The sequence below is a fragment of the Niveispirillum sp. GW835-FHT14G11 genome (assembly GCF_058793615.1).
The window spans coordinates 1-21,668 of sequence record NZ_JBXAFZ010000017.1 but is presented as its reverse complement, the minus strand read 5'-3'; the positions used below and the strand labels follow the sequence as shown (position 1 = coordinate 21,668).

General features: G+C 64.7%; 26 protein-coding genes. 21 read left to right on the top strand and 5 right to left on the bottom strand.

Annotated features, from left to right (window positions below; genetic code table 11):
* Positions 1–4: 4 nt before the first annotated feature.
* Together gltA and AC1Q7F_RS26020 are read left to right on the top strand one after the other, a co-directional pair.
* Entirely contained in the window at positions 5–1,333 is a 1,329-nt protein-coding gene (gene gltA, locus AC1Q7F_RS26025; protein ID WP_492511467.1) for a citrate synthase, read from the top strand.
* A complete protein-coding gene (locus AC1Q7F_RS26020) occupies positions 1,326–1,550 on the top strand; it encodes a hypothetical protein (protein ID WP_492511466.1) in 225 nt (74 codons plus the stop codon). Before gltA ends, AC1Q7F_RS26020 begins: the two co-directional genes overlap by 8 nt.
* Before the next feature lie 3 nt (positions 1,551–1,553).
* On the opposite strand, the gene AC1Q7F_RS26015 is transcribed toward AC1Q7F_RS26020, so the two are convergent.
* Positions 1,554–2,120, bottom strand: a complete 567-nt coding sequence (locus AC1Q7F_RS26015; protein WP_492511465.1) for a GNAT family N-acetyltransferase — start codon at positions 2,118–2,120, stop codon at positions 1,554–1,556.
* Between the two features lie 120 nt (positions 2,121–2,240).
* On the opposite strand from AC1Q7F_RS26015, the gene AC1Q7F_RS26010 reads away from it, so the two are divergent.
* Positions 2,241–2,537, top strand: a complete 297-nt coding sequence (locus AC1Q7F_RS26010) for an acylphosphatase (protein WP_492511464.1) — start codon at positions 2,241–2,243, stop codon at positions 2,535–2,537.
* A gap of 3 nt (positions 2,538–2,540) precedes the next feature.
* Here the strand turns inward: AC1Q7F_RS26010 and AC1Q7F_RS26005 are convergent, their stop codons facing one another.
* Positions 2,541–3,080, bottom strand: coding sequence for a hypothetical protein (locus AC1Q7F_RS26005; protein WP_492511463.1), 540 nt, complete (start codon positions 3,078–3,080; stop codon positions 2,541–2,543).
* Between the two features lie 139 nt (positions 3,081–3,219).
* On the opposite strand from AC1Q7F_RS26005, the gene AC1Q7F_RS26000 reads away from it, so the two are divergent.
* From AC1Q7F_RS26000 to msrB, 11 genes are all read left to right on the top strand, one after another.
* Positions 3,220–3,984, top strand: a complete 765-nt coding sequence (locus AC1Q7F_RS26000; RefSeq protein WP_492511462.1) for a glucose 1-dehydrogenase — start codon at positions 3,220–3,222, stop codon at positions 3,982–3,984.
* A gap of 27 nt (positions 3,985–4,011) precedes the next feature.
* Positions 4,012–4,797 carry an SDR family NAD(P)-dependent oxidoreductase gene (locus AC1Q7F_RS25995; protein WP_492511461.1) on the top strand — a complete coding sequence of 262 codons (786 nt, stop codon included), beginning with the start codon at positions 4,012–4,014 and terminating at the stop codon, positions 4,795–4,797.
* A 14-nt stretch (positions 4,798–4,811) separates the two neighbouring features.
* A complete protein-coding gene (locus AC1Q7F_RS25990; protein ID WP_492511460.1) occupies positions 4,812–5,879 on the top strand; it encodes a phosphotransferase in 1,068 nt (355 codons plus the stop codon).
* The gene (locus AC1Q7F_RS25985) at positions 5,770–6,402 is read left to right on the top strand and encodes a BlaI/MecI/CopY family transcriptional regulator (RefSeq protein WP_492511459.1); all 633 of its coding nucleotides are present in this window, start codon (positions 5,770–5,772) and stop codon (positions 6,400–6,402) included. The genes AC1Q7F_RS25990 and AC1Q7F_RS25985 overlap by 110 nt, the downstream gene beginning before the upstream one ends.
* Positions 6,402–8,012, top strand: coding sequence for a M56 family metallopeptidase (locus AC1Q7F_RS25980; protein ID WP_492511458.1), 1,611 nt, complete (start codon positions 6,402–6,404; stop codon positions 8,010–8,012). Before AC1Q7F_RS25985 ends, AC1Q7F_RS25980 begins: the two co-directional genes overlap by 1 nt.
* A gap of 132 nt (positions 8,013–8,144) precedes the next feature.
* Entirely contained in the window at positions 8,145–8,624 is a 480-nt protein-coding gene (locus AC1Q7F_RS25975) for a VOC family protein (protein ID WP_492511457.1), read from the top strand.
* A gap of 82 nt (positions 8,625–8,706) precedes the next feature.
* Positions 8,707–9,792 carry an ATP-dependent 6-phosphofructokinase gene (locus AC1Q7F_RS25970; RefSeq protein WP_492511456.1) on the top strand — a complete coding sequence of 362 codons (1,086 nt, stop codon included), beginning with the start codon at positions 8,707–8,709 and terminating at the stop codon, positions 9,790–9,792.
* A gap of 204 nt (positions 9,793–9,996) precedes the next feature.
* Entirely contained in the window at positions 9,997–10,497 is a 501-nt protein-coding gene (locus AC1Q7F_RS25965; protein WP_492511455.1) for a TIGR02444 family protein, read from the top strand.
* Positions 10,498–10,555: 58 nt separating this feature from the next.
* Positions 10,556–12,613, top strand: a complete 2,058-nt coding sequence (locus AC1Q7F_RS25960; RefSeq protein ID WP_492511454.1) for a M13 family metallopeptidase — start codon at positions 10,556–10,558, stop codon at positions 12,611–12,613.
* 83 nt (positions 12,614–12,696) lie between these two features.
* Positions 12,697–13,143: a GNAT family N-acetyltransferase gene (locus tag AC1Q7F_RS25955; RefSeq protein WP_492511453.1), complete on the top strand. Its 447-nt coding sequence runs from the start codon at positions 12,697–12,699 to the stop codon at positions 13,141–13,143.
* A 13-nt stretch (positions 13,144–13,156) separates the two neighbouring features.
* Positions 13,157–13,555, top strand: coding sequence for a peptide-methionine (R)-S-oxide reductase MsrB (msrB, locus tag AC1Q7F_RS25950; RefSeq protein ID WP_492511452.1), 399 nt, complete (start codon positions 13,157–13,159; stop codon positions 13,553–13,555).
* Here the strand turns inward: msrB and AC1Q7F_RS25945 are convergent.
* The 3 genes from AC1Q7F_RS25945 to hemN form a co-directional block, all read right to left on the bottom strand.
* Positions 13,521–15,227 (bottom strand): ankyrin repeat domain-containing protein, encoded by a 1,707-nt coding sequence (locus AC1Q7F_RS25945; RefSeq protein WP_492511451.1) that lies wholly within the window; start codon positions 15,225–15,227, stop codon positions 13,521–13,523. The two genes, msrB and AC1Q7F_RS25945, sit on opposite strands and share 35 nt — an antisense overlap.
* A gap of 190 nt (positions 15,228–15,417) precedes the next feature.
* Positions 15,418–16,323, bottom strand: coding sequence for a 5'-nucleotidase, lipoprotein e(P4) family (locus tag AC1Q7F_RS25940; RefSeq protein ID WP_492511450.1), 906 nt, complete (start codon positions 16,321–16,323; stop codon positions 15,418–15,420).
* Positions 16,324–16,397: 74 nt separating this feature from the next.
* A complete protein-coding gene (gene hemN / locus AC1Q7F_RS25935; protein WP_492511449.1) occupies positions 16,398–17,750 on the bottom strand; it encodes an oxygen-independent coproporphyrinogen III oxidase in 1,353 nt (450 codons plus the stop codon).
* A 151-nt stretch (positions 17,751–17,901) separates the two neighbouring features.
* Between hemN and rnhB the strand changes: the two genes are divergently transcribed.
* The 7 genes from rnhB to AC1Q7F_RS25900 all read left to right on the top strand — a co-directional run bounded on the left by rnhB (position 17,902) and on the right by AC1Q7F_RS25900 (position 21,495).
* The gene (gene rnhB / locus AC1Q7F_RS25930; protein WP_492511448.1) at positions 17,902–18,534 is read left to right on the top strand and encodes a ribonuclease HII; all 633 of its coding nucleotides are present in this window, start codon (positions 17,902–17,904) and stop codon (positions 18,532–18,534) included.
* Between the two features lie 94 nt (positions 18,535–18,628).
* On the top strand, positions 18,629–19,720 hold the full coding sequence (locus AC1Q7F_RS25925; RefSeq protein WP_492511447.1) for a site-specific DNA-methyltransferase: 1,092 nt from the start codon (positions 18,629–18,631) through the stop codon (positions 19,718–19,720).
* A 377-nt stretch (positions 19,721–20,097) separates the two neighbouring features.
* On the top strand, positions 20,098–20,247 hold the full coding sequence (locus AC1Q7F_RS25920) for a hypothetical protein (protein ID WP_492511446.1): 150 nt from the start codon (positions 20,098–20,100) through the stop codon (positions 20,245–20,247).
* A gap of 44 nt (positions 20,248–20,291) precedes the next feature.
* Positions 20,292–20,444, top strand: coding sequence for a hypothetical protein (locus tag AC1Q7F_RS25915; RefSeq protein WP_492511445.1), 153 nt, complete (start codon positions 20,292–20,294; stop codon positions 20,442–20,444).
* Between the two features lie 30 nt (positions 20,445–20,474).
* Positions 20,475–20,627 carry a hypothetical protein gene (locus AC1Q7F_RS25910; RefSeq protein WP_492511444.1) on the top strand — a complete coding sequence of 51 codons (153 nt, stop codon included), beginning with the start codon at positions 20,475–20,477 and terminating at the stop codon, positions 20,625–20,627.
* Between the two features lie 516 nt (positions 20,628–21,143).
* A complete protein-coding gene (locus tag AC1Q7F_RS25905) occupies positions 21,144–21,296 on the top strand; it encodes a hypothetical protein (RefSeq protein WP_492511443.1) in 153 nt (50 codons plus the stop codon).
* 46 nt (positions 21,297–21,342) lie between these two features.
* Complete coding sequence (locus AC1Q7F_RS25900) at positions 21,343–21,495, top strand: hypothetical protein (RefSeq protein ID WP_492511442.1); 153 nt, start codon at positions 21,343–21,345, stop codon at positions 21,493–21,495.
* The last annotated feature ends 173 nt before the right edge of the window (positions 21,496–21,668 follow it).

Genomic DNA, 21,668 nt, shown 5'->3' with positions numbered 1-21,668 from the left:
CGACATGAGCCAGACAACCCAGGCGGCAGGCGATGGAACTGCCGAGACGGTGACCCTGATCGACAACCGGACCGGTAAGAAGATCGACTTGCCTATCCTTAAGGGCTCGACGGGGCCGGATGTCATCGACATCCGAAAGCTTTACGGCGCCACCGGCTGCTTCACCTACGATCCCGGCTTCACGTCGACTGCCTCCTGCGACTCGGCCATCACCTATATTGATGGTGACGAAGGCGTCCTGCTGCATCGCGGCTACCCGATCGAGCAACTGGCCGAACATTCCGACTTCATGGAGACCTGCTATCTGCTGCTGCACGGCGAGTTGCCGGACGCCGCGCAGAAGAAGGAATTCGAGGCGACCATCACCCGTCACACGATGGTGCATGAGCAGCTGTCGCAGTTCTATCGCGGGTTCCGCCGCGATGCGCACCCGATGGCCATCCTGTGCGGCGTTGTCGGCGCCCTGTCGGCCTTCTATCATGATAGCACCGACATCAATGATCCCAAGCAGCGCATGATCGCCTCGCATCGGCTGATCGCGAAGCTGCCGACCATCGCCGCCATGGCCTATAAATATTCCGTCGGCCAGCCCTTCATGTACCCGCGCAACGACCTGGGTTACGCGGAAAACTTCCTGTACATGACCTTCGGCGTGCCGTGTGAGCCGTACAAGGTGAACCCGGTCATCGCCAAGGCGATGGACAAGATCTTCATCCTGCACGCCGATCACGAGCAGAATGCATCCACCTCCACCGTCCGTCTGGCCGGCTCGTCGGGTGCCAATCCGTTCGCCTGCATCGCGGCCGGCATCGCCAGCCTGTGGGGGCCCGCCCATGGCGGTGCGAACGAGGCTGTGCTGAAGATGCTGGAAGAGATCAAGACCGTTGATCGCATTCCGGAATTCATTGCCCGCGCCAAGGACAAGAACAGCGGCTTCCGCCTGATGGGCTTCGGTCACCGGGTCTACAAGAACTACGACCCGCGCGCCAAAGTCATGCAGCAGACCTGCAAGGAAGTGCTGGCCGACCTGGGCATCAAGGACGATCCGCTGCTGGACATCGCGGTGGAGTTGGAGCGCATCGCCCTGTCCGACCCGTATTTCATCGAGAAGAAGCTGTATCCGAATGTCGATTTCTATTCGGGCATCATCCTGAAGGCCATCGGCTTCCCGACCAGCATGTTCACCGTGCTGTTCGCCCTGGCCCGCACCGTGGGCTGGATCAGCCAGTGGAAGGAGATGATCGAGGATCCGGGCCAGAAGATCGGCCGTCCGCGTCAGCTGTACAAGGGCGACACGCCCCGTGACTATGTTCCGGTCGAGAAGCGTGGCTGAGCGCAAGCAAAGCCAGCAGCGCAAAGCGGGCGGTCCCCTTGGGGCCGCCCGTGATGCTTCCGGCTTTTCCGCGTTTACCCCGTTTCTGTGGCGATGCCCGTCGCCCGCCAATGACAATCCGGCACCGCTGGCCAAACGTCTGCGCCGGGCCATCAACCTGCTGCTGCTGGGCAGCGTGCTGGTCGGCCTCGTCTGGTCCGCCATCGTTTTCAGATAAGCGTCACCCGCCCACGGGCGGATCGGCAGCCAGCCGAGCCAGGGGGACCAGATCGGTCCAGCCATAGGCCACTTCCGTCAGGCGCGCGCCGGCGAAGCTGATCGGCTGTTCGGCGAGCAAGTCACCCCCCAGCCTTTCATAGAAATAGCGTGACGGGTTGTCCCGCAGCACCCAGACCAGGGCCGATTGCGTGTCCCCGGCCAGAAGATGCTGTGCCATGGCCGCCAGGAAGCGCCTTCCCAGGCCCTGGCCCTGTGCCTGATCCAGCAGATAGACGGCATAGAATTCACCACTGAAGCCGGGCAGTCCCGTGCGCTGCGGCCCGCAGGAGGCAAAGCCCATGATGCGGCCGCCAGGTCCCTGCGCCACATAGGTGTGTCGGCCCCGCGGCGGGGCCGAACCTGACAGAAGGCCACGCCAGCGCCGTTCATGCGCAGCCGTGGACAGGCCCACGAGATAGCGGTCGGGAAGCATGCCGGGATAGGTTGATCGCCAGCTTTCGACATGCACATGGGCAATGCCCGCCGCATCGGCGGCGGTGGCGGTACGGATCAGGCTGGAAGCTTGCATGGGCCCCCTCCGGATGAATGACATCCATCCCCATGCTGCCCCAGAAAAGCGCAATTGGCGAGCGACATTGACAAGTACCGCCACCTTGGGCTGGATAGCGGTAATGAAAGCGAGACATTCATGACAAATCCGATGGATGACCGACGCGCCGTCAGCGTCACTGTCACCGGCCGTGTCCAGGGCGTCTGGTACCGGGGCTGGACCGTGGAACAGGCGCGTGCCCGGCAGTTGGATGGCTGGGTCCGCAACCGCGCCGATGGCAGTGTGGAGGCCCTATTCGCCGGCCATGGAGCGGACGTCGATGCCATGCTGGACGCCTGCTGGCAGGGCCCGCCCAATGCCATCGTCATCAATGTCAAGGTGACCGAGGCGGCCGATCCGGGCCTCAGCGGATTCGATCAGCGGCCATCGGTTTAATCTTTATCGCACCTTTGGGAAGGCCGGCAGCGCAGACGGGTCCGTAAGCTTGTAGGTGAAGCCGTGGCCCGGCGCCCATTTGCCGTCGCTGAGGAATTCCGCGTTGGTAGTCATGCCGTCACCGGTGACCACCATGGTGGAGCGCACACGGGCAATCTTGGGGTGGCCCTTTACCTCCTCCTCCGCAATCAGGCGGCCAGGACCGTCGGCCCGCATCACGCCCTGGGTGTGGAAACCGCCCGTGGTGAAATAGTGATAGATCAAGGTCTTGGACGGCGCGTCCCAGAAGATCATCGTCTCCCCGCCATAGGACGCATCCGCCATGGAATGGGTGACGCGGATGGCCTTGCCGCCCAGCGCCCATTCCCAGCGAGAAATGTCAGTCACCGGCTTACCGTCGGGCCCCTTGCCCTCCCCCTTCCAGGTCTTGCCCACGAAACCGGACAGGTCGGCAAAGGGATCGGGCTCCACCGCGCGGACTGGGGTGAATGACAGCAGCAGCAAGCCCGCCAGGGCCAGCATGGTACCCACCAGACGACGCATGACGCACCCTCCCTTCATGGCTTGTTAAGCAAAGCCTATCACGGAATAGTTTGCCCCGCGCCCCCGTTTCCCCTACATTCAAACAAACGTTTGATAAGCGGCGCTCGTGACCGCAGCCAATGTTCGGGAGGAAATGATCATGGTGGGACGCCTGCAGGACAAGATCGTCCTGATCACGGGGGGTGCGTCGGGCATCGGTCTGGCGACGGCGCGGGCCGCCCAGCGCGAGGGCGCCAAAGTGGTCATCACCGACCGCAACGTGACGGGTGGCGAGGCCGCCATGGCCGAACTGGGCGGAGCCGTGGAATTCCTGGCCCAGGACGTGACCAAGGAAGACCGCTGGGTAGAGGTCATCGCCCATATCGTGGAACGTCACGGCCGCCTGGATGGCTTGGTCAACAATGCCGGCTGCGGGTCGCTGCACAATATCGAGGATGAGACGCTGGAAGGCTGGCGCTTCGTCCATGCCGTCAATGTCGAAAGCACCTTCCTGGGCTGCAAATACGCCATCAAGGCTATGAAGCAGACGGGCGGCGGTTCGATCGTCAATGTCTCCTCCGTCGCCGGCCTGTCGGGGGCCGCGGATCTGGCGGCCTATTGCTCCGCCAAGGGCGCCGTGCGCCTGCTGACCAAGTCAGTGGCGATGTGGTGCGCACAACAGAAATACGAGATCCGCTGCAACTCCATCCACCCCTCCTTCCTCTACACGCCCATGGTCCAGCAGATGATCGACGTGGCGCCGGATGCGGAAAAGATGCGCCGCCGGTTGGAACGCACGGCCCCGCTGGGCCGGATGGGCACGCCGGAAGATGCCGCCAACATGGTGCTGTTCCTGTTGTCGGATGAAAGCCCCTTCATCACGGGCGCCGAATTCGCCATCGATGGCGGCACCACCGCGCAGTAAGCCCACCCGAGCAACAAGGAAAAGAACATGACCACGCATCCCCTGTTCGACCTGTCCGGCAAGGTGGCGCTGATCACCGGTTCCTCGCGCGGGATCGGCCGGTCCATCGCCCATGAATATGCCCGCGCCGGGGCCAAGGTCGTCATCTCCTCGCGCAAGATCGACGCCTGTCTGACCGTGCGCGACGAGATCGTGGCCGCTGGCGGGCAGGCCATCGCCGTGGCCTGCAATATCGGCCGCAAGGAGGATCTGCAGGCCCTGGTCGATGCCACCCTTGCCGAATGGGGCCGCATCGACATCCTGGTCGCCAATGCCGCCATCAACCCGGTCTACGGACCGCTGGCCAGCGTCAGTGACGATGCCTGGGACAAGATCATGGGGTCCAACCTGCGCAGCACCTGGCAGCTGTGCAACATGGTGATCCCCGGCATGGCAGCGCGCAAGGACGGGTCGGTGATCATCCTGTCCTCCATCGCCGGTCTGCGCGGCAACCCGGTCATCGGCGCCTATGGTGTGTCCAAGGCGGCGGAGGCGGCCCTGGTGCGCAACCTGGCCGTCGAGCATGGCCGCGCCAATATCCGCGTCAACGGCATCGCGCCCGGCATCGTGGAGACGGATTTCGCCAAGGCCCTGACCGACAATCCCGACATCGCCAAGGCCGTGATGCGCCGCGCCCCGCTGGGCCGGTTCGGCAAACCCGAGGAGATCGCGGGCGTGGCCCTGATGCTGGCGGCCCCCGCCGGTGCCTTCGTTACCGGCCAGCTGCTGGTCGCCGATGGCGGCGCCACCATCGCCGACCCCACGATCCTTTAAGGGGGAGACCGAGCATGAGCGAGGGCAAGGGCGCGGCTGTATTGATCGATGTGTTGCCGCAGCACCAGTTCGATGAGGCAGCGCTGGGGACCTATCTGGCTACCAACCTGGACGGATTCCGCGGGCCGGCCAGCGTGCAGCAGTTCCAGGGCGGGCAATCCAACCCGACCTTCCTGGTCACTGACAGCACCGGCGCCCGCTTCGTGCTGCGCAAGAAGCCGCCCGGCAAGCTGCTGCCCAGCGCCCATATGATCGAACGGGAATTCCGCGCCATGCGGGCCCTGGCCGGCACGGCGGCACCCGTGCCCAATGCCCGCCTGCTGTGCGATGATGCCGGCATCATCGGCACGCCCTTCTATGTCATGGACCATATCGATGGACGCATCCTGTCGGACGTAGCGCTGGACAGGTTCAGCAACCAGGACCGCGCCGCCATCTATGACAGCATGAACGAGACGCTGGCCGCCTTGCACCAGGTGGACTGGAAGCAGAACCTGGCCGATTTCGGCCGACCGGAGCAGTATATCCCCCGCCAGGTGGAACGCTGGTCGAAGCAGTATGTGGCCACCCAGGGCGACAGCGACATTCCCGCCATGGACAGGCTGATGGAATGGCTGCCCCGCGCCGTGCCGGTCGGCGACGAGACGGCCATCGCCCATGGTGATTTCCGCTTGGGCAACCTGATGCTGCACAAGACCCAACCGCGCGTCGTCGCTATCCTGGACTGGGAACTGGCTACCCTGGGCCACCCCCTGTCCGACCTGGCCTATAATTGCATGGCTTATCATTTGCCGGCCGGGATCAAGCAGTTTCCGGGGTTGGTGGGAGCGGATCTGGCCGCGCTCGGCATCCCGTCGGAGGCGGATTATGTCGCCGCCTATTGCCGGCGCACGGGCCGGGCGGGCATTCCGGACTGGCCCTATTATCTGGCTTTCGCCTTCTTCCGTATCGCCGCCATCTGCCAGGGCGTCTATGCCCGCGCCCTGGCCGGCAACGCCGCCGACCGCAAGGCTCTGGCCTATGGCGAGGTCGCCCGTGCCGCCGCCGAGACCGGCTGGCGCTTCGTCTCGGACCGGGCCTGACCTTCATCCACTCCCGTTACAGGCGCCGTCATCCCTGACTGGGATGGCGGCGTTCTTTCATTTTGCGGCCCCTGACGGAATCCGCTTGTCTGCTACGATCCTTAATGCTACAGACTGTAGCACTATGAACGATAACACTACACAAGATCACAATCCGTCGGACCTGGGCGATCTTGAAAGAGAGATCATGGACCTGGTCTGGCGGCGTGGGCCCGTCAATGCCGATGCGGTGCGAGAGATGCTCAGCCGCCCGTTGAAGGAATCCACGGTCCGCACCGTCCTGAAACGTCTGGAGGAGAAGGGATACCTCACCCATGACGTGGAGGGCCGGACCTTCATCTACCGGGCAGCGGAAGGTCGCACCTTCGTCGCGGCCCGCGCCGTCAAGCGTATCGTCGACTGGTTCTGTGGCGGATCGGCGGAGGATGTCGTGGTCGGCATGGTCGAGACCGACATGCTATCGCCCGCACAATTGCAGGCGCTGGCTGAGAAGATTGAGAAAGCGCGAAAAAAGGGGGCGTGATGCTGATGCTGCTGGCGGAGGCGGCCCTGCGTTCGGCCGCCCTGATGGGCCTTGCCTGGCTGGCGCTGCGCCTGCTGCGGGTCACCAACCCTTTCACGCAGATGGCCGTCTGGGTGGGCGTGCTGGGCTTCTCGCTCGTCATGCCGGTGCTGATGCGCCTGGCCCCGGCCGACAGTATGGCCGTGCCGATGGATGGCATCCGCCTGTGGCTGCGGCCCGCCGTAGAACTGGTGGGGACCGTACCGACCGAAGCGGGGAAAGCGGCGCCGGCGGCGGTTTCCGCCTGGACCCTGGTGGATTGGCCGGTGGCGGGACTGGCGCTCTACCTGCTGGTGGCGGGCGGCATGCTGCTGCGTCTGGCGGCGGGTATGCTGGCCAGCCTGCGGCTGCGATTGTCCGCTATACGCCTTTCAACCGCCTGGACGGAAACGCATGACGTGCGGGTTTCCGGCCGGATCACCGTTCCCCTGACCATTGCCGGCAGCATCCTGCTGCCCCCCGATCACGTCCGCTGGACGGATGTGAAGCGCCGGGCTGTCCTGGCGCATGAAGCCTCGCATATCCAGCGGGGCGACTATTACACGCTGCTTCTGGCCGCCATCCACCGGGCCCTGTTCTGGTTCAGCCCGGCCGCATGGTGGCTCAACAACCATCTCGCTGCGCTTGCCGAGGCCAACAGCGATACCGACGCTCTTGAACAGATGGAGGATCGCTTGAATTACGCTGAAATCCTGGTGGAGATGGCCCACAAGGCAAGCCGCCTACCCGCCGGGCTGGCCATGGCACGTCCCGCCACTGTCGCCGCCCGCGTCGACCGTATCCTGGCCGGCGGCGCCCTGCCGCTGCGGATGAACGCCGCCCGCTGGGTCCTGGTCCTGGCCCTGCTGGCCCCGGCCGCCATGGCCACTGCCGGCACCAATGGTGTCGACAAGGTCGATCCGGCCGTCGCCGCCCGCATGGTGGAGCAGCAGAAGCCGCGCACCGCCATCGCCCTGGACCCGGCGGCGTTCGACAAGTTCGCCGGCTATTATGAGATGCCCTTCGCCCCCGCCCGGCCGATGAAGGTCTATCGCGACGGCAAAAGGATGATGGCGCATGTCATCGGCCAGGCGCCCATGGAGTTCTTCCCCGAAAGCCCGACCAAGTTCTTCTCCAAGCAAGCTCCCGTCCAGGGCACCTTCCAGCTGGACGCCGCCGGCAAGGTGACAGGCGTGGTGCTGCATCAGAATGGCCATGAACTGCCCACGCCGCGCATCGACGATGCCAAGGGCAAGGCACTGGAACAGGCCCTGGCCCAGCGCGTGGCTTCAAACAAGCCCTTGCCGGGCAGCGAGACGGCCCTGCGCGCCCACATCGCCCAGATCAAGACGGGCAAGATCGACCGGGACAGCCTGCTGCCCGACCGGGCCGACGGCGTCATCGCGGTGCTGCCCAAGATCCAGGCGGAGATGCTGCCACTGGGCGAGCTGAAGAACCTGGAGTTCAGGCGCGTGGACGAAGGCGGCATGGACGTCTACCGCGCCACCTACGACAAGGGCGTGCGCGACTGGTGGGTGCTGGTCACCCCGGACGGCAAGCTCGAAAGCATGTGGTTCGGCCCAGCCGCTTGACCCTCGATCCCCATCGACGCGAAACGGCTGCACCTGGGGCGCCCCCAAACGGGCGCCCCTTTTTTTTCAAATGAGCTGTCGGATCGACACCCCCTGCCCCGTCCTTGGGAGGAACACCCAACGGAGGAAGTCATGGCGAGCGTCAAGCAGCATCTCTGGTTCGAGAAGGACATGGAGGCGGCCGTCCGCTTCTATACCGGCCTGATCCCCGGCTCAGCCCTGCACTGGATCACGCCGCTTCCCGCCGAAAGCCCCAGCGGCCCCGCCGGCAGCGTGCGCATCGCCGCCTTCGCGCTGGGCGGCCAGGACTACATGGCCATCGATGCCGGCCCCATGGAACCCTTCAACCACGCCTTCTCCATCATCGTGGAATGCGAGGACCAGGCGGAGATCGATCGGCTGTGGAATGCCCTGTCGCAGGGTGGTTCCATCGAACAATGCGGCTGGCTGCGCGACCGTTGGGGCCTGTCCTGGCAGATCGTGCCCAAGCGCCTGGGCGAACTGATGATGGGCGACCCGGCGCAGAGCAAGCGCGTGGCCGAGGCCATGCTGAAGATGGTGAAGTTCGACATCGCGGGCCTGGAAGCGGCAGCGGCCGGCAACGAAGGCTGAGCCCCGCGACAACCCGACGCTGGATGGTTGCCCCGCGCCCCCCTTTGCTGGCACCCTGGCCGGCAAAGCCCAGGGGGAGAGAATGACCGCAGCCAAGCGTATCGGCATCCTGACCAGCGGCGGCGACTGCGCCGGCCTGAACGCCGTCATCCGCGCCGCCGTCCATCGCGCCGCCCATTATGGATGGGAGGTGGTGGGGATCGAGGACGGGACCCAGGGTCTGCTGGCCCGTCCCGTCCGCTATGTCAATCTGGACGTGAACCGCGTGGACGGGGCCATGATGCGCCAGGGTGGCACCATCCTTGGCACCACCAACAAGGGCGATCCGTTCGCCTATCCCATGGCCGACGGGTCCAAGAAGGACCGTAGCCACGAGATCATCGGCGGTTTGCGCGAACTGGGCGTGGACAGCCTGATCGGCATCGGCGGTGATGGCTCTATGGCCATCCTGCGCAAGCTGGCCCATATCGGTGGCATCCGGCTGATCGGCATCCCGAAGACCATCGACAATGATCTGGGCATCACCGAGATGTCGGTCGGCTTCGATACCGCGGTGGCGGTGGCGACGGAGGCACTGGACCGGCTTCAGCCCACCGCCGCCAGCCATGAACGCGTCATGGTGCTGGAAGTGATGGGCCGCGATGCCGGCCATATCGCCCTGTCGGCCGGTATCGCCGGTGGGGCCGACGTCATCCTGCTGCCGGAACTGGCCTGGTCGGTGGCCGGCGTGGCGGAGAAGATCCGTCGCGTAAGGGATCGCGGCCGCAACTTCGCCCTCGTCGTTGTGTCCGAAGCGGTGAAGACCATGGAGGGCAACGCCGCACGCCAAGAATTCAGCGACGGGCAGAAGCGCTATGGCGGCATCGGCAATTATGTCGGCCACCTGATCGCCGAGGCCACGGGGGCGGAAACCCGCGTCACCGTCCTGGGCCATGTCCAGCGCGGCTGCCCACCGGGCCATAATGACCGCGTCCTGGCCTCGGCCTTCGGGGTGGCGGCGGTGGACCTGCTGGCCGACGGCAAGTCCGACCGGCTGGTCGCCTGGTCCAACCGCCGGGTGATCGACATCCCCATCACCGATGCCATCGCCACCTACGCAGCCGTGGATATCGACGGCACCCTGGTGACGACGGCGCGGGGCCTGGGGATTTATGTGGGGGATGCGTGAGGGAATTTAAAACCGCATCCGTAAAAATCTGGGCTGCCGGGCTCTCTGCAATATCCACCGTCACCCCGGTGACAAGCCGGGGCCCGGCATGAGGCACGGTTAGCGCCGGTATGAGTCATGTCGCGGCTATCGCCGCTCGCGCTGGGCCCTGGCTTGTCACCGGGGTGACGGTAGGAGCAGGTGGCAACGGAAGTGCCCCATCAGATGCCCCAAGACCTTTGGTCCTTCTCCCTTTCCCTCTACGCCGCCCCCGGCATCGCCGACGCCTGCCTGACCGCCCAGGACAGCCACGGCGCCGATGTCAACCTGCTGCTCTGGGCCGTCTGGCTGGCGGCACAGGGCCATGACCTGACTGCGGACGAAGTGGTAGAGGCGCAGGCCGCCGCGACACCCTGGCGGGACGCGGTCGTGCGGCCCTTGCGCGCCATTCGTCGACAGCTGAAATCCGGCCCGCCGCCCGCCCCCGATGCCGCCACGGAGTCGCTGCGCACCAGGGTCAAGGCGGCGGAGCTGGAGGCCGAGCGCATTCAGCAATCCCTGCTGCAAACCCTGCCCGCGACACGCCGGACGGGGGGCACTGTTGCCGATCTGCTGCGCGCCAACCTGTCGCTGTTGCCCGGCGGCGACGTTCTCGGCTCTGTAACAATGCCGTTACATGCCGACCTTCGCGATGGCCCGGACACGGTGCTAGGGTCGCCGGCGTAACAGACCGCCTGCAAGCGCGGCACCTACACATCTATCGACGACATGACGGGGAAACCACATGGCAAGCAAAGGCTTGTGGCTGACGGTTTCGCTGGTGGCCGTGGCGGCCATCGGTGCGGGCAGCTATCAGATACTGAAGACCAAGCAGCAGGAAAAGCAGGCGGCTGAAGCCGCGAAGATGAAGCTCGTCCTCGATCAGGGGGTCAATCCCTGCGACGACTTCTTCCTCCATGCCTGCGGACCATGGATCAAGGCCAATCCCATCCCGGCCGACCGGTCGCGCTGGGGCACCTTTGACGAGTTGCAGCAGCGCAACCAGGACCTGCTGCACACCATCCTGGAAAAGGCCGCCCAAGGCACCGAGCCGGGCACGGCCAAGATCGGCGCCTTCTATGCCGCCTGCATGGACGAGGCCGCGGCCGATGCCGCCGGCGTGGCGCCGGTGAAGCCGCTGCTGGACCAGATCGACGCCGTGACGGACAAGCGCGCGCTAGGCGCGTTGCTGGCCACCCTGCACAATGCCGGCGTCAACGCCCTGTTCGGCTTCGGCGCGCAGCAGAGCTTCGCCAAGGCCGAGGACACGATCGCCGCCTTCGACCAGGGCGGCCTGGGCCTGCCCGACCGCGACTATTACTTCAAGGATGACGAACGCTCCACCAAGCTGCGCGACGCCTATGTGAAGCATGTCGCCGCCATCTTCGTGCTGGCCGGCGACAGCGCCGATGTGGCGGACAAGAAGGCAGCATCCGTGATGGCGCTGGAGACCAAGCTGGCCACCGGCACGATGAGCAAGGTGGACCGCCGCGATACCGAAAAGCTGAACAACCCCACCAGCTTCGACGCCTTCACCGGCAGCGCCAAGGGCGTGGATTTCGCCACCTACACCAAGGATGTCGGCGCCCCCGCCTTCACCGACATGAATGTCAATGATCCGGGTTTCTTCGCCAACCTGGACAAGGTGGTGGCCGAGACCAGCCTGGACGATATCAAGACCTATCTCGCCTGGCAGACGCTGCGCGCCACGGCGCCCTGGCTGTCCAAGGGCTTCGTGGATGAGAATTTCGGCTTCTACGGCAAGACCCTGTCCGGCGCCGCCGAAATCCGCCCGCGCTGGAAGCGCTGCACCACCGCGGCCGACACCGCGCTGGGCGAAGACCTGGGCAAGCATTTCGTCGAGGCCGCCTTTGGTCCGGAGCACAAGAAGCGCATGCTGGTCATGCTGGACGATCTGCGCGCCGCCTATGCTGAGGATATCAACGGCCTGGACTGGATGAGTGCAGAGACCAAGGTCAAGGCGCAGGAAAAGCTGGCGGCCATGGCCCAGAAGATCGGCTATCCCGACAGGTGGCGCGACTATGCGGCGCTGGACGTGGAAAAGGGCGATCTGGTCGGCAACCAGTTGCGGTCAGCCAAGTTCGAGAATGCCTATCAGTTGGCCAAGATCGGCAAGAAGGTGGACAAGAACGAATGGTTCATGACCCCGCCGACCGTGAACGCCTATTACGATCCCAGCCAGAACAACATCAACTTCCCGGCCGGCATCCTGCAACCGCCCTTCTTCGACTTCCAGGCCGATGATGGCTTGAACTATGGCGCCATCGGCGCCGTCATCGGCCATGAGATGACCCATGGTTTCGATGACCAGGGCCGCGCCTTCGACGCCGTCGGCAATCTCAAGGATTGGTGGACCGAAGAGGACGGCCACAAGTTCGAGGCCAAGGCCCAGTGCCTCGTGGATCAGTACGGGTCCTATCAGGTGGCCGGCGACACCAACCAGAATGGCAAGCTGACGCTGGGCGAGAATACCGCCGACAATGGCGGCCTGCGTCTGGCGCTGATGGCGCTGAAGAACCGCGCGGGCGGAGAGGCGGCGCTGGCGAAGAAGGATGCCAACGGCCTGACGACGGAACAGAAGCTGTTCTATGGTTGGGCCAGCGTCTGGTGTTCGTCGTCCAAGCCGGAGAATGAGCGGCTACGCGCCCAGACCGACCCGCATTCGGCCCCGCGCCACCGCGTGAACGGCACGGTCGCCAACATGCCGGAATTCGCCAAGGCCTTTAACTGCCAGCCGACGGACAGGATGGTCCGGGGTGAGAAGGCCTGCAAGGTCTGGTAAGCGCCGGAAATTTTCGTCACCATGGGGCCGGTCCCGTTCGGGGCCGGCCCATTTTTGTTGATCCCTTGCATGGACCCCTCGCGATGCCGCCCGCCGACCTGCGCCTTTCTGTTCCCGCGGACGTGCACGCCATCCATCAGGTCTGGCGTGCATCGGTGGATGCCACGCATGGGTTCGTGGCGCCGGAAGACACCGCCCTTTATGAACATCTGCTGCTGACCCTGTACCTGCCGGTGAAGCCGCAATGGCTGGCGTTGGCGCCGGACGGGGCCACGATCCAGGGCTTTATCGGCCTGACGGGCCCGAAGATCGACGCGCTGTTCGTGCATCCAGACTGGCACCGCAAGGGCGTGGGACGGCGGCTGATCGACCATGCCGTCAGACTGAACCCGCATCTGCTGGTCGATGTGAACAGCCAGAATCCGGGAGCCGTTGATTTCTATGCGGCCCTGGGTTTCCTGGAAGTGGGGCGGTCGCCCGTGGATCACGCTGGAAAACCCTATCCGCTGATCCATATGGCACGGGTGTGAAAAGGAGCAGAAAATGACCCAAACCTATCCCATCACCCGCAGCGATGAAGAATGGCGCAGCCTGTTGAGCCCCGAGCAATATCGGATCATGCGCGCGCATGGCACGGAACGGCCGGGTTCATGCAGCCTGCTGCGGGAGAAGCGGCCAGGCAGCTTCTGCTGTGCCGGCTGCGGCCAGGCCTTGTTCCAGTCGGGCGGCAAGTTCGAAAGCGGCACCGGCTGGCCCAGCTTCAACGACCCCGTGCCGGGATCGGTCGGCACGACGGTCGACCGATCGCACGGCATGGTCCGCGTTGAAGTGCATTGTTCCCAGTGCGGCAGCCATCTGGGCCATGTGTTCGAGGATGGGCCGCCGCCCACCTATCTGCGTTACTGCATCAACGGCGTGGCGCTGGATTTCGTGCCGGACTGACTGCTTCCGCCGCGTCGAGGATCAGGTCGGCCGCATCGACCAGGCCACGGTCACGGGCGGCCTGTTCGGCGGTGACGCCCTCGTTCATCACCGCCCGCGGATCGGCCCCATGGGCCAGCAGGAATTCTGCCATCGCGGCGGCTTCCTCCTCTCCCTCCGGCAGGGCGAACAGCGGCAGCGTGCCGAATTTGGGATGCGGGGCGTTCACCAACCCCGGCTCCTGCGCGAACAATTCCGTCAGCCGGTCCACAAAACCCATATAGACCAGTTCCGACACCTCACGGCTAAGCGGGGCCAGGAAGGCGGCGATGTCGCGCCGACCGAAATGCGAAGCGAAGCCCATGGCGCCACCGCCATAAGGCGTATTCGTCGGCCGGTCGATCTCCGCACCCCGCGCCACCAGCAGCTTCACCACATCCAGCGCATTGCCCATCACTGCATACTGGATGGCCCGCTGGCCGCCCTGGTCCACCAGATCGACCGGCATGCCCAGATCCAGCAGCAGGGCCACGATATCCCCCCGTCCGTGCCGAGCGGCGTTATGCAGCGGCGAGGGATCGTCCAGGCATTCCGGATGCGCGGCGGCCAGCACCCGCGCCGTACCTGCGTCCAATGCCATCACCGCCGCCTGGAACGCCACCACGCCGGTCAGGGGCGTCGCCGCCGCACCATGGCGGACCAGCAGATCGGCCATCGCCGGATGCCCATCCGCCAGCGCCGCCTCCCGCAGATTCCTGCCGGAATAGGCATGCACCCCGTCGGCATTGGCCCCATGCCGCAGCAGCCATTCCGCCCGGCGCAAATGGTTGTTCGCCACGGCATTGCCCAGCAGATAGTCGATCACCGGCAGCGGGATACGCCCGCCGATCCTGGGTTTCTCCAGCCGTTCCAGCCACGCCCCCGTCAGGCCGCGGGCCGCACAGGCCGACCACAGGAATTCCAGCCAGTCGGTCTCGTCCCGGCAAATGGAGGTGTTGTAGAGCGCCTGGGCATCGAACGGGTCGGCGCCACGTTCCACCAGCAAGGCCGCCAGGGCGGCCGCGTCTGGATGCGGCGGCCGGTCCCCCTCCCCCTGGCCAATGACGCCGGTCAGCACGGTAAAGGCATTGCCCCAGCCATCATCAAAGCGGGCATCGGGGTTTGCCCCCTGCTCCAGCAGCAGCCGCATCATCTCCACCCCCGCCCCGGTCGGCAGGCGGGCATAGGCGATATAGAGCAGCGGTTCCCAGTTCAGGGGCCCGGCCTTGGCATTGACCAGCCCCGGATCGGCGGCCAGCCGCTGCGCCACGGGACCGGGCCGGCCGCGCAGCAGGTCCATCAGGAAGTCCCCCGCCCCGACATCGGGCCAGCGGGCCAGGATGCGGGCGGCGGCACTGCGGTCACCGCCATCCCAGGCGGCACGCAGGATCGTCTCCACATGCGCGGCGCGCGACTGCCGCGCCAGTTCCATATCGATCAAGGCCTGTTTCAGGGCGGACCAGCCGGGTTGCCCATATTCACGGGCCAGCGCCAGTTGTACATCGCGCAAGGCCGGTGCGGCCGGCGCATCCTTCAGGATGACCTGCAGGCGGGTACGGGCTGCGGCATCGCCGGCGCGCAGGGCCTTCAGCCAGCGCTTGGCCTCAAGACGCAGATTGTCGAGATTCGTAGCCGGAGTGAGTGTGCGGGACATGGTTCTTCCTTCCCATGGCGCCCTTGTCCGCTGAAACGGGCGGGAGGAAGCGGGTCGAAAGTTCGAACCGGTTCTCACATGGGTGGAAGCAGGCTTCCTTGCCGCGGACAGGAGGCGCCCCAGCGCGCACTTCTGTCAGGATCGGCGAAAACACGGGGCGCCGTCAATCGTCACGACGCCCCGTTTGCACTTACTTCGTCCGCAGGACGGAACTGTTGGGCTCCGGCAGAACGTCAACCCACTGGCCATAGGTCGGGTTGGGAATGACGATCCAGCGGGTGCTCCACAGATCCTCATGCTCCGCGGCGATGCGGGCGCGGGCGGCGCTGTCATCCTTGCGGGTCACGCTCATCATGTCGCTGAACTGGTCGCCGAAGGACATGATGATGCGGTGGGTCCTGATCACTTCCTGGCGACGCGGGGCCTTGTCGCTGGGCCAGCCATTCTGGCCCTTCAGCATCAGGTCTTCCGGCACCACCGGCCCCAGCCCCACCGCATTCAGGTTGGCCAGCGTTTCGGCATGCTGCGGACACGGATCGCCGGGTTGTGTCGCGCGCGGGCGGCATTCACGGTTGGTGATATAGACCACCCGCACCTTGCTGCGGCGCAGTTCCTTTATGAAATCGACGGCGCCGGCCATGGGCGTGGCGGCGGCTTCCGACACCCACTGGTCCCACTGGGCAAGGTCGAAATTGCGGGTGCCGGACAGGATGGCCCGGGCCTGATGCGGGCTGTTGTCCAGCACCGTCTCATCCACGTCGAAGATGGCGGCGGGCGGCTTGCCCTTGCCGCCATCGGTCTGTTCCAGGGCCGACGAGCCCGGCTGCTTCAGCGCCGCCGGCAGGCGCAGGGATGCCAGCGCATAGGCCTGCTTTGACAGGCGGCGCAGTTCTTCTGCCTGCTGCATGTAGAGCGTGGCCAGTAGGCGGGGATCATCCTCCGGCCCCGGCTTGGCCACCACCGGTGCAGGCGGGGTCGGCACAGCGACCGGCGGCGGGGGCGCCTTGTCAGGACGGTCGCCGATATTGACGGAACAGGCGGACAGGGCGACGGATGTTGCCGCCAGCAGCAGGACGCGGATGGATCGCATGTTCATTGCACTTTTATGACAGTCGACAAGCTTGCGACAATGCCGCGCTCACAGCGCCGTGTCCAGGGTCGGCGACCGCGTCAGATCGCCTTGCTGTGCCGCCCGCCCTCAGGGTCCAGATGCCGGTCAAACAGGGCGGCCACGGACCGGACCAGGGGCCGCGCCTCCTCCGGGATGGTCAAACGCGTGCCCGACAGGTGCGCCACCCCGTCACCCGACAGATCGGCCAGCGCGCGGGCATCGGGCATCAAATCGGCCAGGGGGCGGTCAAAGGCAGCAGCCACCTTGGCCAGATCGACATCGAAACGACACATCAGTGCCTCGATCACCGCCGCGCGCAGCTTGTCGTCCGGGCTCATCCGGTACCCGCGCGCCGTGGCCAGCCCGTCGGCCTCGATCGCCTTCAGATAGGCGGGCAAACCCAGGACATTGGCCACGTACCCTTGCGGCACCCGGCCGATGGCCGACGCGCCGAAGGCCAGCAGCATGTCCGCCGCATCGGTCGTGTAGCCCTGGAAATTGCGGCGCAGCGTGCCCCCGGCGGCGGCCTGCGCGATGGGATCGTCGGGGCGGGCGAAATGGTCCATGCCGATGCGGACGTAACCTGAGGCCAGCACCGCCGTCTCCATGGCCCGCAGCTGCGCCACACGCTCATCGGCATCGGGCAATGTTTCGGTATCGATACGGCTTTGATGGGCCTTGAAGCCCGGCATATGGGCATAGCCGAAGATCGACAGCCGGTCGGGGGCCAGGCTGATGGCCTGGCGCACCGTGTCCACGCAGGACGCCACCGTCTGGCGCGGCAGGCCGTAGATCAGATCCAGGTTAATGCCCTGGATGCCGGCGGCGCGCAGGCCCTGGACGGCTGTCGCCGTCATGCCGAAGGGCTGAATGCGGTTGATGGCGGCCTGGACGTCGGCGTCAAAGCTCTGCACCCCCAACGACGCACGGGTGACACCGACATCACCCAGGGTCTCCATCATCTCCGCCGTCAGGGTGCGGGGATCGATCTCGATGGCGATCTCCGCGTCCTGGGCAATGATGTAGCGGCTGCGCAGCTCCGCCATCAGGGCGCGGAAGCCCGACACAGGCAGCAGGGTGGGCGTGCCACCGCCGAAATGGATGTGTCGCACGACCGGCCCTTGCGGCAAGAGACCGGCGACGGTGCGCAACTCCATCGACAGGGCCGCCAGATAGGACCAGATCGGGTCCTCATGCCGGACCACGTTGGTGTGGCAGCCGCAATACCAGCACATCGAGTTGCAGAATGGCAGATGCAGATAGAGCGACAGGGTCGAAGCCGGGTCCGCTTCGCGCAGCCATCCCCGATAGGTATCCGCCGTCACGCCATCGGTGAAATGCGGCGAGGCGGGGTATGAGGTGTAGCGGGGCACCCGTTGGTGGCGGTATTTGGCGACGAGTTCTGGACGCATGGCGTGGCCTCGGGGCGGCGGCTGGCGGATCGCGGGACAGGGCAAACATTGCGCCCGCCACACCGATCCGGCCTTGATCCAGCGCAATCGGATGCGCATTTCGCGGCATGCCGGCCTTGCGCCGGAGGCAGGCTTTTGCCAAACCATTCCCATGCCCGATCTTTCACACGAAATCCGCCTGGGCCATGGGCCCGACTTTCCCATCTGCGGTGTGGACGAGGCCGGCCGTGGCCCGCTGGCCGGCCCCGTGGTTGCTGGTGCCGTGCTGCTGCCCCATGATGCCATCCCGAACTGGTGCGCCGGCATCAATGACAGCAAGCAGCTACGCCAAGCCCAGCGCGAGGCGATGTTCGACCGCATCGTGGCCAACGCCCCTTTTGGCGTGGGTATCGCGTCGGTGGAGGAAATCGACAGCATCAACATATTGCAGGCGACATTCCTGGCAATGGCCCGCGCCGTGGACGATTTGTCGCTGAAGCTGGGCCGGATGCCGTCCCTGGCCCTGATCGACGGCAACCGCACGCCCAAGCTTCGTTGCCGAACGGAAACCCTGGTCGAAGGGGACGCGCTGTCGCTGTCGATCGCCGCCGCATCGATCATCGCCAAGGTCACGCGGGACAAGATCATGGGGCAACTGGCGCTTGCACACCCCGGATATGGTTGGGAGACCAACCAGGGCTATGGCACCGCCGCCCATCGCGCAGCCATCAAAAGCTTAGGTGCGACACCCCATCATCGGCGTACTTTTGCACCAGTTTCCGAACAACTCCTTCTAACTCTCTGACTCCACAGACTCTTCCAAAATTTTTCTATTGACGGCGACTCGGGGCCGACTCATTGTCGGCACAAATCCACTCCCGATTCGGCGGCCAGAAACCATGCGTGACAAGCTTGCAACCAACCGGATTCTCGTTGGTGATTGCGTCCAGTTGATGCGGGACATGCCGGCCGGTTCGGTCGATGTGGTCTTCGCCGACCCGCCCTATAATCTCCAGCTCAATGGCGACCTGATGCGCCCCAACCATACCCGGGTCGACGGGGTGGACGAGGATTGGGATCGTTTCCAGGATTTCCAAACCTATGACCGCTTCACCCGCGACTGGCTGGATGCGGCCCGCCATACGCTGAAGGATGACGGCACGCTGTGGGTGATCGGGAGCTATCACAATATCTTCCGCGTCGGCGCCATCCTGCAGGATTTGGGCTATTGGGTTTTGAACGACATCATCTGGCGCAAGTCGAACCCGATGCCCAATTTCAAGGGCCGCCGGTTTGCCAATGCCCATGAAACGTTGATCTGGGCATCCAAGTCCAAGGACAGCAAATATTACTTCGCCTATGAGGCGATGAAGGCGTTGAACGAGGATCTGCAGATGCGGTCCGACTGGACCCTGCCGCTGTGCACAGGCGGCGAGCGTCTGCGTGATGAGACCGGCCAGAAGGCCCACCCCACGCAAAAGCCCGAAAGCCTGCTGTTCCGCGTACTGATGTCATCAACCAAGGTCGGCGACACGGTGCTGGACCCGTTCTTCGGCACGGGCACCACGGGCGCGGTCGCCAAACGTCTGCGCCGCCGCTGGATCGGGATCGAACGTGAACATGAATATGCCCGCCTGGCCAATGACCGCATCGCCCAGGTGGAAGAGGTGGCGGAGCCGGAACTGCTGGAGGTCACCTCCAAGCGCAGCCAGCCGCGCGTGCCCTTCGGCAACCTGATCGAACGCGGCTATCTGAAGCCCGGCACCATGCTGTTCGACAATCGCCGCCGCCATATCGCCAAGGTGCGCGCCGATGGCACCCTGGTGGCACAGAACCATCTGGGCGAACACAAGGGCTCCATCCATCAGGTGGGCGCTGCCATGCAGGGCCTGCCGGCCTGCAATGGCTGGACCTTCTGGCACTTCCAGCGCGAAGGCGCCCTGGCCCCCATCGACGTGCTGCGCCAGCAGGTGATCAGCGAGAAACATTAAGCGGGCAGGCCATTTGGCCTCACCGTTCTGATATTTCATCAAGTCATTGTCGCTCTCCGCCCCCGTCGGTCTCCCCGGCGGGGGTTTTGCTTTCAGCGCATGGCTGATACGCCATGTGATGCAAATCACGCATGTCAAGCCCAGATTAGCGTTAATTCGTTCGGAAGTGAACAGCTGGACCCTTGGCGCTGTCCGTATTCGGACATTCCTCGCCATGGTTCAGCCGTCAATCAAACCAATTTTTGCCAAACCGGCTACTTTGTGGCCACAAACTACACACCGATGCCCCAGTATTTTCCAGAATGCGCTGAAGAACCACTTGGCACACCCCTTGCTGATACAGGGTCATCGAAACAAGCGACCTGACGGAGATGAAAATGACCGACCTGACGAACAACAACAGCAGTGAAGACAGCCTGATCGGCAACCTCATGGCCTCCCTGCCCACTGCCGCCGATTTGATCCAAGCCGCCACGGCGCTGGCTGTCGGTGCGCTGCTGACGATCAGCCTGCATATGATGCTCTGATCGCGAAACCAACCCAGAACCCCTTGAGATAACGGAGAGAAAAAATGTCCGCCTTCATCCATGCCGCTGCCGACGACGCCAACGACATCCTGTCCGGCTTCCGCGCCTCGCTGCCCACGGTTGCCCATGTCGTCGAAGCCGCCATCCTGGCCGCCGTCGCCGGCTTCGTGATCGTCAGCCTGAACGTCCTGTTCTAATCCCCCACTCGACCGATTAGGAGAAGTCCCATGTCCGCTCTGATCCACGCCGCCGCCCATGACGCCGATGAAGTCCTGTCCGGTTTTCGCAGCTCCATCAAGGACAGCATCGGCGCCGTTGAGGCCGTGACCGTCCTTTCCGTCGCCGCCTTCCTGACTGCCACGTTGAACGCGCTGATCTGATCCCTTCCCTCCCCTGCCGCCCCGACAGGCGGGGGAAGGAGGGTGGCCGGCAACGGACCGGGCCGCCCAGCCATTCGCCGCCCCATTCGCCGCCAACGCGGCCGCGCCATGAAGGCGCCCAGCATCCCCACCATAGAACAGACAACCGGCGAAGCGGCGCCCATCAAGGGCCGACGCACCGCCTGCACCCAAGCCATCGCACCCGCCGGCCCGCCGGCGGGTTTTTGCTTTTGGCGCATGGCTGCCACGCGGAGTGACGCAGATCATCCGCGTTCGCCGGAACCAAGGGTGTCATCGTCCGAAAGCGGACAGCAGAGCGACCATACTGTCCACCTTCGGACAAGAATCGCCACGGGACAGTCGCCATCCCGGCCACTTTTTGCCGAATTCGCCATTTTATGGCCACCAACTCTATAGATGCACACGTATATTTTCCAGAATGCGAGAAAAAGCCACTTGGCACGCCCTTTGCTTATATAAGCTTATCGAAACGAAACGAACCTGATGGAGATGAAGATGACCAACCTGACGAGCAATATCGCGGCCGATGATAACAACCTGATCGGCAGCTTCCTCGCCTCCCTGCCGACGGCGGCCGACATGCTGGAAGCCACGGCCGTGCTGGGCATCGGCGGCCTGCTGACGGCCTGCCTGAACCTGATGCTCTGATCCAGAGCTACCCTTACCAACCCGCCCGAAATCACGGAGAATCCAAATGTCCGCCTTTATCCATGCCGCTGCCGATGACGCCAACGACATCCTGTCCGGCTTCCGCGCCTCCCTGCCCACGATCGCCCATGTCGTCGAAGCCGCCGCACTGGCCGCCGTCGCCGGCTTCGTGATTGTCAGCCTGAATGCCCTGTTCTGATCCCCACGCCACAGACCGATAAAGGAGAATTCCATGTCCGCCCTGGTCAAGGCCGCCGCCCACGATGCCGACGAAGTCCTGGCCGGCTTCCGCGCCACTGTCCGTCGTCGAAACAAATGGGACGGTTGGATGATTTTGTGAGTGGAGGTTCTGGCTCGTTGCGGGTTGATGTT